Origin of the sequence: Gemmatirosa kalamazoonensis, from assembly GCF_000522985.1 — a bacterium.
Lineage (GTDB): Bacteria > Gemmatimonadota > Gemmatimonadetes > Gemmatimonadales > Gemmatimonadaceae > Gemmatirosa > Gemmatirosa kalamazoonensis.
In genome coordinates this window covers 314,345-328,522 of sequence record NZ_CP007129.1, presented here as the reverse complement: position 1 = coordinate 328,522, position 14,178 = coordinate 314,345, and the positions used below count along the sequence as shown (strand labels likewise).

Sequence of the window (14,178 nt, the reverse complement as noted above, 5' to 3'; positions counted from 1 at the left end):
GTTGTTGTTTTCCTCTGCGTCCCTCTGCGTCCTCTGCGGTCAATCGCCGAGCCACCGGGCCGCCCCACCGTTAGGCGCGCGCGAGGTCGACGCCATCGCGACGCTCGAGATGCTGGAGGACCGGCGCCGGCTCGACACGACGGCGCTCGCGGCGCTGCTCGCCGACGCGCACGCCGAGGTCCGTCGACGCGCGGCGGTGGCGGTCGGACGCATCGCCGACCGACGCGGGGTCGCGCTGCTGCGCGCGCGGCCGCTCGATGCCGACACCGCCGTCGCCGCGGCCACCGTGTTCGCCGTGGGGCAGCTCCGCGACAGCGCGGCCGTGCCGTGGCTCGATTCGCTGCTCTCCGCGCCGCGCACGGCACCGACCGTGGCCACGGAGGCGGCGGCCGCGCTCGGGAAGATCCGCACCGTGACGGCGCGCGACGCGCTCGAGCGCTTCCTCGCGGCCGCGCCGACCGATGCGCGCGGCCGCGCGACGGTGGGCGAGGCGCTGCTCGCGATCGGGCGCGTCACGGCGCGCGGCGACCTGGGGCCGATCGTGCGCTGGACGCGGTCGCCGGACGAGGAGGTGCGATGGCGCGCGACGTGGGCGCTGTTCCGTCCGCGCGACCCGGCGGCGGTCCCCACGCTGCTCGCGCTGGCCGCCGACCGGTCGCCGCTCGTGCGATCGTGGGCGGTGCGCGGCCTCTCGCGTCCGCAGGCCGACTCCGCCGGACGGCGTGCCGAGGCCGAGGCGCGGCTGCTCGCCGCCGCGCGCGACCGGGACCGGCGGGTGCGCACCGAGGCGGTGCGGGCGTTAGGCACCTACGCCGATTCGGCGGCCGTGCAGACGCTGCTCGCGGCGCTCGGCTCCGCCGACACGTGGCTGTCGGTGAGCGCGGCGGAGGGACTCGCGCGCGTCCGCGACCCGGCGGTGGTCCGGGCCCTGGTCGGCGCCACGGCGGCCGACCACCCGTGTGCGCTGCGCATCACCGCCCTGCGCACGCTCCAGGGTGCGGCGCCGGCGGAGGCGTTAGGCGCGGCGCCCGAGGTCGCCCGCGACTCCGTGCCCTATTGCCGCGCGACGGCGGCGCAGGTGCTGACGGCGCTCCGCGACACGGCGCGCAGCACGGGGCCGCGGCGCGCCACACCGCGCCCGGGACCGGACACGACGCGCGGGCTCGCCGACTACCGCCGGCTCGTGGAGCGGTGGGTGGTGCCCGACTACGAGGGGAAGCCGCGGCCGCGCGTGGTGTGGACGACGCCGCGCGGCGCGATCGAGATCGAGCTCTATCCGGGGGACGCGCCGATGGCGGTGGAGGAGGTGATGCGCCTCACCGCGTCGGGCGCGATCGTCGGCACCGAGTTCACGCGCGTGGTGCCCGACTTCGTGGCGCAGCAGCGGCCGGTCGTCGGGGCGCGTCTGCAGCGCGACGAGGTGAGCCGACGGCGACTGCTGCGGGGGAACCTGAGCTGGGCGACGGCGGGGCTCGACACGGGCGTTCCGGGCTACACGCTCGGCAACACGCCGCAGCCGCACAACGAGGGGGACTTCACGTCGGTGGGGCGGGTGGTGCGGGGGCTCGACGTCGTCGACCGGCTGGCGCTGGGCGACGCCGTGACGGCGGCGCGGGTGGTGGGGCCGTAGTCGCGCGGCATATTGCATATTGCATATTGGATAACATCCCGCATACTGCTCGACGTCTCATGCCCTGTCGCATGTCTGGATCCCACCGCCTGCTCGCGGGTGTGCTCGCCGGCACGCTCGCCTGCGCGCACGCACCGCCCGCGACGACGCCGCCGGCCCCCGCGCGCGCGGCAAGCAGCGCCAGCGGCGCGAGCGGCGCGGCCGCCCGCCCGGCGCGCGAGCGTCCCGCGATGGTCGCGTGCCCGTGGCCCACCGCGGCCGCCACCGCCGACGCGAGCCGGGAGTCGAGCGCGCCGACGCCGGCCGGCGTCGTCGAGCCGCCGCGCGCGCGCATCCCCGACTGCGCGCCGCCGGGGTGGACGCCCCCCGCCGAGCTCCGTCGCTTCACGCCGCCCGCGCTCCCCACCGATCGCCCGAAGCCGATCGTCGACGACTACCTGCGCTACGTCGTGACCGCGCCGCCCGCGGACATCGTGGAGCGGTTCAGGCTCGACACGACGTTCTACAGGAAGTACGCGGACGCCACGGGCTACCCGATCCTCGGATCCGCGAAGGTGTCCGACGCGGCGATCGCGATCGTACGCGACCAGGTCAACTTCATGCTCGGCCACCGGCCGGACGTCCGCGACTCCATGATCGCGCACGGCGGGCGCGTCGTCGTGATGGCGGAGACCGAGTACACGATGGACGTGCCGGAGCAGCGCAGCTGGACGGTGCCGAAGTACCTCGATCCGCGCCTCACCCCGCAGGAGCGCGCGCGCTACTACGAGCCCGGCGGCCTCGGCTCGATGTCCGCCGAGGGCTACTGGAACCCGCGCGCCCGCGGCATGGGCGGTACGCTCACCACGTGCGCCGAGGAGAACGTCCTCGGGTTCTACCGCACGCGATACTGGGGGACGAACATCTGCGTGCACGAGTTCTCGCACGCGATCATGGGCGCCGGCATCGGCAACGCCGACCCGGCGTGGTTCCAGGCGATCGTCGACGCGTACAAGCACGCGAAGGCGACGTGCCTGCGCACCGCGTTCGGCTACGCGGGCAACACGTTCAACGAGTACTGGGCCGGCGGCGTCGAGTGGTACGTCGGCAACGGTGGCCGCGATCGCGCGGGGCTGAAGGCCGAGGACTCGACGCTCTATTCGCTCGTGAGCCGCCTCATCCCCGAGCGCACGCGAGTCCCCGCGACGGCGAACGTCGCGGCGCGCCCGCGCGACGAGATGGAGCGCTGGGTGCGCGAGCACAACCCCGAGTGGTGGGCGCGCGAGCAGCAGCGCGAGCAGCAGCGCGAGCAGCAGCGCCAGAGCGCGCGCGCCGCGTCGCACGACAGCACCGCCTCGCGCCCCACCGACTCGACCCCGGCCTGCGTGCCCCGAGCCCAACCGGCCAAGTGAGCCGCCCGAGATCCCCCGCCATGTATATGCGCCGTCTCGCCCTGTCCCTCCTGCTCGCCGCGCCGTTAGGCGCGCAGGGCACGCTCGCCGACTACCGCCGCGCGGCCGCGGTCGGCGAGCGCTTCGCGAATCTCACCGTGGACGTCGCGCAGCCGCCGACGTGGATCTCGCCGACCCGGTTCTGGTACCGCAAATCGGTGCGCGGCGGCAGCGCGTTCGTCGTCGTCGACGCGACGACGGGCGAGAAGCGCGCCGCGTTCGACCACGCGCGCCTCGCGGACGCGCTCACGCGCGCCGCGGGGCCGAGCACCGCGTATACCGCGTCGACGCTCCCGTTCGGCGAGTTCGCGCTCGTGAACGGCGACGCCGCCGTGGAAGTGGACGCGAACGGCTCGCGCTGGCGGTGCGCGCTCGCCGACTTCGCGTGCGTGCGCATCGGCGCCGCCGCGTCGCCCGACGTGTCGCAGGGCGGGCGCTTCGGCGGCGGTGGGCGCCCCGGCGGGCCGGCCGACACGGGGCGCGACACGCTCACCGCGTGGATGGCGTGCCTGCCGCCCGGCGGCCGCGGGGCTCGTGCAGCGTTAGGCAGCGCGGGCGCCGCGTCGGGCAACCCGTTCGCCGGACCGCGCACCACGTCGTGCATCTCGCCGGACGGGCGCACGGAGGCATTCATCCAGAACTTCAACGTCGCCGTGCGCCCGTCGCGCTCGGCGAACGACAGCGCCGGCGGCCCGCGCCCCGGTGCGGGCGGCGCGGCGCGACGGCCGGTGCCGGGGGCGCGCCCGGGGCGGCGCCCGCGTACACGATGCTCAGCTTCGACGGCTCCGAGGGCGACGCGTACCAGCTCATGTCGATCCGCTGGTCGCCCGACTCGAAGCACCTCGTCGCGTATCGTCGGCGCCCCGGCTACAACCGGCTCGTGCACTACGTCCTCTCGTCGCCCGCCGATCAGCTCCAGCCGAAGGACACGTCGATCTTCTACCGCAAGCCGGGCGACGTGCTCGACGTCACCACGCCGGTGCTGATCGACGTCGAGCCGCGCGCCGCGCGCCCGATCGACAACGCGCTGTTCCCGAACCCGTACCAGATCTCGCAGGCCGCGTGGCACAAGGATTCGCGCGGGTTCACGTTCGAGTACAACCAGCGCGGCCATCAGGTCTACCGCGTCATCGAGGTCGACGCCGCGACCGGCGCGGCGCGCGCCGTCGTGTCCGACGAGCCGAAGACGTTCTTCTCGTACCGGCCGCTGAACGGCAACCAGACGGACCACGGCAGCTACTGGCGCTACGACGTCGACGACGGCAAGGAAGTGCTGTGGATGTCGGAGCGCGACGGGTGGGCGCACCTGTACCTGTACGACGGCGCGACGGGCAAGGTGAAGAACCAGATCACCAAGGGCCCGTGGGTCGTCCGCGCTGTCGACTCGGTCGACGTCGCGCACCGGCAGATCTACTTCCGCGCGAGCGGTACGATCGCCGGCCAGGACCCGTACTTCGTCCACTACTACCGCATCAACTTCGACGGCACGGGACTCGTTCGTTACACCGAGGCGAACGGCACGCACACGCTGTACTGGTCGCCCGACCACGCGTACTACGTCGACACGTACTCGCGCGTCGACCTGCCGACGGTGGTCGAGCTGCGCCGCACGAGCGACCGGCGCCTCACGCCGATCGAGAAGGGCGACATGTCGGCGCAGGTCGCCGCCGGCTGGCGTCCGCCCGAAGTCTTCTCGGCGAAGGGCCGCGACGGCGCGACGGACATCTGGGGGATCGTCGTGAAGCCGCTCGCGTTCGACCCGAGCAGGAAGTATCCGGTGATCGAGCAGATCTATGCCGGCCCGCAGGGAAGCTTCGTGCCGAAGACGTGGGGCGGCGGCCAGTCGCTGCAGGCGCTCGCGGAGCTCGGCTTCGTCGTCGTGCAGATCGACGGCATGGGGACGAACAATCGCTCGAAGGCATTCCACGACGTCGCGTGGAAGAACCTCGGCGACGCCGGCTTCCCGGACCGCATTCTCTGGCACAAGGCGTACGCGGCGAGGAACCCGTGGTACGACGTCACGCGCGTGGGGCTCTACGGCACCTCCGCCGGCGGCCAGAACGCGATGGGCGGGCTGCTCTTCCACCCCGACTTCTACAAGGCGGCGTACGCGAACTCGGGCTGCCACGACAACCGGATGGACAAGATCTGGTGGAACGAGCAGTGGATGGGATGGCCGTTAGGCCCGCAGTACGAGGCGTCGTCGAACGTGGTGAACGCGAGCAAGCTGCAGGGAAGCCTCATGCTCGTCATCGGCGAGTTCGACACGAACGTGGATCCGTCGTCGGGCTACCAGGTGGCGGACGCGCTGATCCGCGCCGGCAAGTACTTCGACCTGCTCGTGGTGCCCAACGGCGGCCACGGCGCGGGCGGCGCGTACGCGGTGCGCAAGCGCAACGACTTCTTCGTCGAGCACCTGCTCGGCGTCGCGCCGCCGAACTGGAACGCGGGCGTGACCGACGAGGCGATCAACGGCGGCGGCGCGACGCCGGGCGACCAGGGCGGCCAGGGCGATCAGCTCGGCCCGAGCTTCTACGACGGGCCGAACGACCCGCCGTACGTGTGGTGGTGAGGTGCGGCTCCGCGTCGTCGCGCCGCTGCTCGCCGCGCTGATCGCCTCGCGCGCGGCGGCGCAGGAGCCGCGCACCGACTGGGTGGATCCGGCTACGGGCCACCGCGTCATCCGCCTGTCCGCGGAGCCGGGGAGTCAGACGCTCTACTTCCACGACAACGCGTACTCGCCGGAGGGGGACCGCTTCGTCTTCACGGGTCCCGCCGGCATCATGACGGTGGATCTGACGGCGTTAGGCACCGCGCCGCCGCGCGCCGAGCTGGCGGTGCCGCGCCCGGCGGGCGGCGCGTACGTCGCCCGGCGGTCGCGCGAGATCTACTTCACCCGCGGCGGCGAGGTGCTCGCGTACCACATGGACACGAAGGCGACGCGCCGCGTGCCGCACGCGACGCGCACCGTGATCAACGCCGACGAGAGCGTCGCCGCCACGGCCGTCGCGGCCGAGGATCCTTCCGGGCACACGCCGCGGCCGGCGTACCGCGAGCCGCGCCCGCAGCTCGAGCGCATGTTCCCCGGCAAGCGGCTCGACGAGCTGACGCCGGAGCAGCAGTACGCGGTGACGAAGGAGGACGGCCTCGCGCGGCGCGCGCTCAACCCCGACGGCATGGCGTTCGTCTTCACCGACCTGAAGACCGGCGCGTCGCGCACCACCGGCTACCAGTACGCGTGGCTCAACCACCTGCAGTTCTCGCCGACGGATCCCGCGCTGCTGCTCTACTGCCACGAGGGCACGTGGCACGAGGTGGACCGCATCTGGACGATCCGCACCGACGGATCCGAGATGACGCTGCGCCACCGGCGCACGATGGACATGGAGATCGCGGGCCATGAGTTCTGGAGCCACGATGGCCGCACGATCTGGTTCGATCTGCAGACGCCGCGCAGCGGGGTCTTCTGGATCGCCGGCGTCGACGTCGCCACCGGCAGGGAGCGGCGCTACCGCGTCGACCGCGACGCATGGTCGGTGCACTACAACGTGTCGCGCGACGACTCGCTGTTCATGGGCGACGGCGGCGACGAGACGCAGGTGGCGTTCGCGAAGGACGGCCGGTGGATCAACCTGTTCCGCGTGCAGCCCGACGGCACGCTGCGGCGCGAGAAGCTGGTCGACATGTCACGGCACAACTACGTGACCGGCCGCGGCGGCGTGGAGCCCAACGGCTCGATCACGCCGGACAAGAAGTGGGTGATCTTCACCGGCAACTTCGACGGCGCGCGCCACGTGTACGCGGTGGAGATCGCGAGACGCCGATAGCCGCTGCGCCGCACCGTCTCACGACTACATCGCGACCGTGATCGCCTTGCCCGTGAAGCGCACCCGCCGCGGCTCGCCGCCGTTCGCGAGCACCACCTCGAACTCCCGCGCGCGGGGCGTGCCGCCGGCGGGCGCGATGGTGAGTCGGCGGCGGCGGTCGTCCCACGTGAGCGCGAGACGCGACCACGCGCCGTGCCGGTAGTCGAGCGTGTGGCCATCGTCGTCGTAGAGTGTCGAGCGCCCGTCGGCGCCGGGGTACACGCGCAGCGACGTCGGCGCGTCGGACGGCTCGTCGACCCACTGGCGCACCGGGCCTAACGGAATCACGGCGCCGCCGCGCACCCAGAGCGGCAGCGTCGCGAGATCCACGGCGCGCTCCACGGTGCGCCCGCCGTCCACGGGCTCGCCGGTCCAGAAGTCCCACCACCGCCCGCGCGGCAGGTACGCGCGCCTGACGGTGGCGCCCTGCTCCACCACCGGCGCCACGAGCACGTCGCGCCCCCACAGGTACGCGGTCCCGTCGGCGACCGCCGCGGAGTCGTCGGGATGATGGAGCCAGAGCGCGCGCACGATCGGCATGCCGGTGTCGCACGCGTCACGCACGGCCGTGTAGAGGTACGGCATGAGCCGCATCCGCAGCTCGAGATACTTGCGGCAGATCGGCTCGACGTCGGCGTCGTGCAGCGCCGCGGGGTCGGCGTGGAAGCTGCCCGTCTCCGGAGGGCCGCCGTCGCCGCCGTCCCACCCCCACGGCAGGTGCAGGTGCCAGTTGCGGCCGTGCGAGCGGAACAGCGGGTTGAACGCGCCGAACTGGAACCAGCGCACGAACAGCTCGCCCGTGAGCTCGGCCGTCGGCACGAAGCCGCCGATGTCGGTGCCCCAGTACGGGAGCCCCGACAGCCCGCTGTTGATCGCGACCGCGACGTGCGTGGCGAGCGTCTCCCACCGCGAGTGCACGTCGCCCGACCAGACGAAGCCGCCGAAGCGCTGCACGCCGGCCGACGCGTTGCGGTGCAGCGCGTACGGCCGCTCGTTAGGCCGCTCGAGCAGCGAGCCCTCGTAGTACATGCGATGGCGGTTGAAGCGCGACGGCCCGTCGAACCCGTCCCCCTGATCCGGCCACCAGCCGTCGACGCCGAGCGCCATGAGCGGGCGGTGCGCGGGCCAGTAGCACGACACCTGGCGGTCCGGCGGCCACCGGTTGTCCGGCGTGCGTCCGCTCGGCAGCGGCGGTGCGGTGCACGGGTCGGTGACGCGTCCCGTCAGGCGCCTTCCCTCCACCACCGCGTGCAGCACGACGTGGAAGTGCTCGGCGTGCAGCGTGTCGAGCATCGCCTTCGGGTCGGGGAAGTTCCCCGCGTGCCAGGTGAACTCGCCGTTGCGCGTGTTCCACCCCGACGGCGCGAACTCGGTGCCGAGGTAGATGAGCGCGTCGCACGGCAGCCGCTTCTCGCGCATGGTGCGCGCGACGCCGAGGATCTCGTCGCGGCCGCCGAGCGTGCGATGCGACTGCTGGTAGCCGAGCGCCCAGCGCGGCGGCATGATCGGGAGGCCGGTGACGCGCGCGTACTCGCGCATGACGATCGCCGGGTCGTGCGACGCGACGACGAACACGTCGAGCGGCAGCGCGCTCTCCGCCGGCGGCGTGAAGCGCCCCGGGGATCCCGTGAGGTCGAACGCGCCGTATGGCTGGTGGACGAACATCGCCCAGCCGCCGCCCGTACCGATCAGCCACTGGATCGGCGCGCGGGTGCCGTGCGTGGCGAGCCGGTAGCCGCCCTGGCCGTTGCGCATCGGGTCCGCGGCGCCCCTGCGATCGAACTGCGGCCCGCCCTCACCCAGTCCCAGCAGCGGACCGTTAGGCAGCAGGAACGACATGCCCGGCGCCGACGCGTCCAGCGTCAGGCGCTGCACCGTCTCGCCGCTCCGCGTCTCGACGACGATCGTCGGCGGGCCGTCCGACAGGCCCACCACGAGGTCGCCCGCGCGCACGCGCACGGGGCCGGGCACACGCGTCCGGCGTACGAGCGTGCCCGGCGCGTCGCTCACGAGCGCGCCGGTCGTCGGCACGGGCACGGGGTCGCCGGACTCGATCGGCCGCACCGTGATGCGCACCGTCACCCGGCTCACGGCGAACACCGCCACCTCCACCGGCCGCCCCGCGACGACCATCTCCGCCGAGCGGAGCACGCCGCGCAGCGCGCCGAGCCCGCCGAGGGTGCCTAACGCGCCGAGCCGCTTCAGCGCGTCGCGCCGGGAGAGACGATCGGGCATGCGTGCCGTGGGTCGGGGACCGAAGCCGGTAGATGGCCCGTCAACGCGTCGCCGTCCCGAGATCGAACTCCTTCGGCGGCTCGCTGCCCATCAGCCACTTCACGAAGTAGTCCCACCGCCGCCGCATCATGTAGTTCGACGCCGCGCCGTAGCCGTGGTTCGCGTTCGGGATCATCAGCAGGTCGAAGTCCTTGTTCGCCTTGATGAGCGCGTCGGCCACGAGCATCGTCTGGTACGGCGGGACGTTCGTGTCCATCGTGCCGTGCGCGAGCAGCAGGTGCCCGACGAGGTTCTTCGCGAACTCCTGGTTCGCCTCCGCCGCGTAGCTGTCGGTGCCGGTCGCGTCGCGCACCACGAGCCCCTGGTAGCGCTCGCCCCAGTCGTCCTCGTTCACGCGCTGGTCGTGGTTCCCCGACTCGGCGATGCCGACCTTGAACACGCCGGGGAAGCGGAACATCGCGGTGGTCGTCGCGAAGCCGCCGCCGGAGTGTCCCCAGATCCCCGCGCGGTCGAGATCGATGAAGCGGTACCGCCGCGCGAGATCCGTCATCCCGCTGATCTGGTCGGGGATCGTGTTGTCGCGCCCCATCGCGCCGTAGTACGCGTCCTGGAACGCCTTCGACCGCCCCGGCGTGCCCATGCCGTCGATCGTGACGACGACGAAGCCCAGCTCGGCCAGCGCCTGCCGGTCGCCGCGCGCGGCGGCGAACGAGCGGCTGCCCGTGCTGCCGGTCTGCGGCCCCGGGTAGACGTTGTTGACGATCGGATACTTTCTCGTCGAGTCGAGCTGCGTCGGCACGAACATCAGGCCGTAGAGATCGGTCTTGCCGTCGCGCGCCTTCACCGTGATCGGCATCGGCGGCTTCCATCCGGTCGCGAGCAGGCGGCTGATGTCCGCCTTCTCGAGCGGCATCACCACGCGCCCGGTCGCGCCGTCGCGCAGCACCACGGTGGGCGGCACCACGGGCGTCGAGTACGTGTCGACGATCCACTTCCCGTCGGGCGAGAAGGTCGTCGTGTGGTTGCCGTCCTCCGGCGTGAGCGACGTCTGACGACCGCCTTCGAGCGAGATGCGATAGAGGTGGTTGAAGTACGGGTCCTGCCCTGGCTCGCGCCCGTTCGCGCCGAACCAGATCGCGCGCCCCTTCTCGTCGAGCCGCGCGACCGACATCACCGGCCCCTCGCCGGTCGTGATCTGCTTCTTCAGCGCGCCGGTCGCGAGGTCGTGCAGGTAGAGCTGTCCCCAGCCGTCCTTCTCCGAGTACCACACGAACTCGTTCGTCGGCCAGAGCACCTGCCACTGTGCGCGCGACTCGTACTGCGTCGGTACCGTCTCCTCGTACACCTTGCGCGCATCGCCCGTCGCCACGTCGGCGATCGAAAGCCACGCGCGCTTGTGGTCGCGCGCCACCGACGCGATCGCGAGGCGCCTCGCGTCGGGGCTCCACACGTAGTCGCCCATGCGGATGTCGTCGCCGATGGTGCCCCGGTGGTAGTCGGGTGGCATCCTGAGGCGCGTGACCGTGCCGGCATCGACGTCGATCACGACGCGGTGCAGCATCGCCATCACGCTGTCGCCCGGCAGCGGGAACTTCGACACGCGCAGCGACGGGTGGCCGACGACGGTGCTCACGAGGTACATCTCGCCGACGCTCCGCTCGTCCTGCTGCTGCGTGGCGATCTTCCGCGAGTCTGGCGACCAGGCGACCATCGCGCGATCGCTCGTGCTCCATCCGGCGTTGTCGATGGCGTACCCGAACCACTTCGTGCCGTCGGTGGTGAGGGCGCGCTCCTGGCCGCTGGTCATGTCCCTCACCCACAGATTCCAGTCCTTCACGAACGCGCCCTTCCGGCCATCGGGCGACAGCGCGAGCGGCTGCCCGGTGGAGCTCACCGGTCCGCCCCCACCCCCGAAGCCGCGGCGTCCGCCGCCGCCACTCGCCGGCACCGAGATCGTCGCGCCCGCGCACGTCGTCGCGCCGGCGTCACACCGCTCGCGCGAGCGCTTCACCGGGTCGATGACGACGATCTCCGGGCCGCCGAGCGTCGTGTTGCGGTACCAGAACCGCCCGTCGGGGAGCCAGTTAGGCACCACGACGCCGCCGACGACGAGGGCGTTCACGCCGGGCGCGAGAAACCGCGCCGCGCGCGCGTAGTCCGCCGCCGTGACCGTCTGCGCGCGCGGCGACGAGACGAACGTAAGCGAAGCGAGCGTTCCAACCAGGATTCGGCGCATCATCGGGGAAGGCTGGGCGTGGCGTTCACGACTCCACGTACGTGTTTCTGGAAGACAACTGCCAGGACTGAAGACCGACTGAAGAAGGACAAACGACAACAACTCTTGTCTTGGTTGATCCTTCTTCAGTCACTCTTCAGTCCTTCTTCAGTCCTATGAGAACACGTACGTGGAGTCCCGAGAGGCGACTCAGGAAGCCCGCCCCTCGTTGATCCACACCACCGACACGATCGGCGGCGGGGCGGGCCGCTCGCGCGGCGCGTTCGTCGCCGACGGATCGGCGGGCTGCGGCAGTGGCGGCGGCGGCGCCGGCTCGCGGTTCATGCGCGCGTAGTTCGGGATCGCCACCATCGGCGAGCCGTCGGCGAACGCGCCCGTGATCACCGCGACGCCGTGCAGCAGGTCGCCCCGCCACTCGGTGCTGAGCGGCGCGTTCGGCGGCAGCACCTTCGCGACGTCGCCCACGTCCACCTTCTCGATGTTGTACACGAGCGGCCCGTAGCGGAGCGCCACCTTGCCGCGGTCGGCCTCGACCTGCTCGATCGCACGCACGCGCTGGATCGTCAGCGGGACCTCGAAGTCGATCCGGTCGCCGGGCGTCCACGACCGCGTCAGCACCGCGTAGCCGTTCTCGATCTTCGGCTTCACCGCCTTGCCGTTCACCGTCATCGACGTGAGCCCCTTCACCGCCGGCGTCGACGCGTAGAGCGCGCTCGTCTCGCGGTCCGGCACGCGCACGCGCACCGTCATGCGCTTCGCGCCGCCCTTCGGGTTCACCGTCACGGCGACCTTGCCGTCCCACGGGTAGTTCGTGCGCTGCACCATCTCCACGTCGGTGCCGCCCACGTTCTCGACCGTGATCGTGCTGCCGACGAACTGGTTGACGTAGATCCCCGTGCCGTCCGGATCCTTCGCGTACGTCCACGTCGGCATCTGCAGCAGCGTGCGCGGGATGTTGCCGACGCAGCACGGCACCGAGTGCCACGCCGTGCGCAGCGTTCGCGCGTCGAGCGGGTTCGGGTAGTAGAACGTCTTGCCGTCCATCGCGAGCCCGCCGAGCAGCGCGTTGTAGATCGTCTCCTCGACGAGGTCGGCGTACTTCGCGTCGTGGTACGCGAGCCCCATCTTCCACTGGAAGAAGATCACGCCGCAGCTCGAGCACGACTCGCAGTACGCGGCGTTGCGCAGCGAGTAGTTCGGCCCGAACCCTTCCGACGTCTCGCCGCTGCCGATGCCGCCGGTGACGTAGTACTTCCGGTTCACGATGTTGTCCCACAGCGACTTCACCGCGCTGCGGTAGTCGGGGTCGTGGGTCTCCGTCACCACGTCGGCCATCCCCGAGTAGTTGTACATCGCGCGCACCGCGTGTCCGACCGCCTCGTACTGCTCGATCACCGGCAGGTGGCTCTGGTCGTACTCGCTGCGCTCGCGGTCGTCGCGCGCGGCGACGTAGCGGTTGTCGAGCAGGAACTTCGCGAGCTTGATGTACCGGTCGCCCTTCCCCGCGCCCTCGTTGTCGTTCACGAAGCGGCCGAAGCGGACGAGCGCCTGCTCCATCTCCTGGTGGCCGTCGTACCACGCCTTCTTCGGCGCCGGGCCGAGGTTCCGATCCCAGCAGTCGGCGAGCTTCTTCGCCGCGTCGTAGAGCCGCGCGTCCTTCCGGTCGGTCATCATGTAGTGCACGATGGCCGACTCGAGGAAGTAGCCCGCGGTGTATCCCTCGTGATCGCCGCGGCGCGTCCAGTGCTCGAACGGCCCCGTGTTCTGCCCGCCGTTCCCGCCCGCGTTCGTCACGCGCGGCAGCGTGAACGCGGTCTGCATGTAGCCGTCCGGCTCCTGCGCGGCGAGGATGATCGGGATCCAGCGGTCGAGCGTCTCCCGCATGCGCTGCTGCGCGGCGAGCGTCTCCGGATCGCCCTTCGCGTCGATCATGAGCGCGATGCTCATCGACTCGACGGCGTTGTGCACGTACGCGTTGGAGAACACGTAGCCCTTGTGCGCGCCATGCGGCTCGCCGCGCAGCGCCTTCCCCGCCTCGATGAAGTTGTCGATGCCGCCGACCGGGATGTCGGTGCGCTCGAGCTGGTCGATGCAGTGCGGGATCCAGCTCACGATGAGCGCCTTGAATCGGTCGTTCCACAGCGGGCTGTCGATCGTGTACCGCTTCGTGTGGACGACGCCGAGCTGGCGCGCCGGCGCCGGGTTCTCGGCCTTCACGGTGAGCTCCGACGTCGACGTCGTCGCGCCGTTGTCGGCGGTGAGGCGGAGCACGTAGGTGCCGGGCGCGGTGAACGTCGCCGTGGTCTGAAGCGCCGTCGGGTTCGCGAACGTCACTCGGCCGGGGCCTGACGCCTTGCTCCAGCGGACGTTGGGCGTGGGGCCGGTCGGCGGCGGCGCCGGCTCGGGCTGCCCGGGGCGACGGCGCTCGCCGCGGCGCGGCGGATCGCCGTACCCGGCCCAGCCGCGCAGGTACGTCTTCCCCGGCAGCACCACCACGCGGTCGACGCCGGCGAGGCCGTTCACCTGCGGGGCGATGCCTAACGATTGCGCCTCGCCTTCCGGGGCGATGGCCGTCTGCAGGATCGGATACAGCGCGGCGGCCGCCGCGGCCTTGCCCGTCAGGCCGAGCATCTCGCGACGAGATAGGGTCGAGCGCGTCATTTTTTCGCTCCGGTTCAAGACTCCATGTACGTCATGCCCCCGTGAGTTTGGACGCGGATCGCGCGGATATCGCGGATCGCGCGAATCCGCGATATCCGCGTGATCCGCGTCCAAACACGA

8 protein-coding genes are annotated in these 14,178 nt (G+C 71.8%); 4 read left to right on the top strand and 4 right to left on the bottom strand.

The genetic code is table 11. The annotated features are described in order from the left end of the window. Position 1 precedes the first annotated feature (1 nt). A complete protein-coding gene (locus J421_RS24440; RefSeq protein ID WP_158508889.1) occupies positions 2 to 1,630 on the top strand; it encodes a HEAT repeat domain-containing protein in 1,629 nt (542 codons plus the stop codon). Positions 1,631 to 1,701: 71 nt separating this feature from the next. Continuing rightward, entirely contained in the window at positions 1,702 to 3,021 is a 1,320-nt protein-coding gene (locus J421_RS24435; RefSeq protein WP_025413741.1) for a hypothetical protein, read from the top strand. A 91-nt stretch (positions 3,022 to 3,112) separates the two neighbouring features. Here the strand turns inward: J421_RS24435 and J421_RS24430 are convergent, their stop codons facing one another. Then, complete coding sequence (locus J421_RS24430) at positions 3,113 to 3,694, bottom strand: hypothetical protein (protein WP_148306518.1); 582 nt, start codon at positions 3,692 to 3,694, stop codon at positions 3,113 to 3,115. A gap of 132 nt (positions 3,695 to 3,826) precedes the next feature. Here J421_RS24430 and J421_RS24425 point away from each other — a divergent pair, with 132 nt between their 5' ends. Then, positions 3,827 to 5,632, top strand: coding sequence for a prolyl oligopeptidase family serine peptidase (locus J421_RS24425; protein ID WP_104023249.1), 1,806 nt, complete (start codon positions 3,827 to 3,829; stop codon positions 5,630 to 5,632). Position 5,633: 1 nt separating this feature from the next. Continuing rightward, positions 5,634 to 6,887: an oligogalacturonate lyase family protein gene (locus J421_RS24420; protein WP_025413740.1), complete on the top strand. Its 1,254-nt coding sequence runs from the start codon at positions 5,634 to 5,636 to the stop codon at positions 6,885 to 6,887. 24 nt (positions 6,888 to 6,911) lie between these two features. Here the strand turns inward: J421_RS24420 and J421_RS24415 are convergent, their stop codons facing one another. The 3 genes from J421_RS24415 to J421_RS24405 form a co-directional block, all read right to left on the bottom strand. Continuing rightward, the gene (locus J421_RS24415) at positions 6,912 to 9,161 is read right to left on the bottom strand and encodes a TIM-barrel domain-containing protein (RefSeq protein ID WP_025413739.1); all 2,250 of its coding nucleotides are present in this window, start codon (positions 9,159 to 9,161) and stop codon (positions 6,912 to 6,914) included. A gap of 40 nt (positions 9,162 to 9,201) precedes the next feature. Next, positions 9,202 to 11,400: a S9 family peptidase gene (locus J421_RS24410; protein ID WP_025413738.1), complete on the bottom strand. Its 2,199-nt coding sequence runs from the start codon at positions 11,398 to 11,400 to the stop codon at positions 9,202 to 9,204. Between the two features lie 186 nt (positions 11,401 to 11,586). Further along, positions 11,587 to 14,058, bottom strand: a complete 2,472-nt coding sequence (locus J421_RS24405; protein WP_104023248.1) for a glycoside hydrolase family 127 protein — start codon at positions 14,056 to 14,058, stop codon at positions 11,587 to 11,589. Between the last annotated feature and the right edge of the window lie 120 nt (positions 14,059 to 14,178).

Bases quoted from the DNA above. Each gene is read 5' to 3' on its own strand.
- J421_RS24425 (WP_104023249.1), top strand. From the start codon at position 3,827: ATGCTCAGCTTCGACGGCTCCGAGGGCGACGCGTACCAGCTCATGTCG.
- J421_RS24405 (WP_104023248.1), bottom strand. From the start codon at position 14,058: ATGACGCGCTCGACCCTATCTCGTCGCGAGATGCTCGGCCTGACGGGC.
- J421_RS24415 (WP_025413739.1), bottom strand. From the start codon at position 9,161: ATGCCCGATCGTCTCTCCCGGCGCGACGCGCTGAAGCGGCTCGGCGCG.
- J421_RS24410 (WP_025413738.1), bottom strand. From the start codon at position 11,400: ATGATGCGCCGAATCCTGGTTGGAACGCTCGCTTCGCTTACGTTCGTC.
- J421_RS24430 (WP_148306518.1), bottom strand. From the start codon at position 3,694: ATGAATGCCTCCGTGCGCCCGTCCGGCGAGATGCACGACGTGGTGCGC.
- J421_RS24435 (WP_025413741.1), top strand. From the start codon at position 1,702: ATGTCTGGATCCCACCGCCTGCTCGCGGGTGTGCTCGCCGGCACGCTC.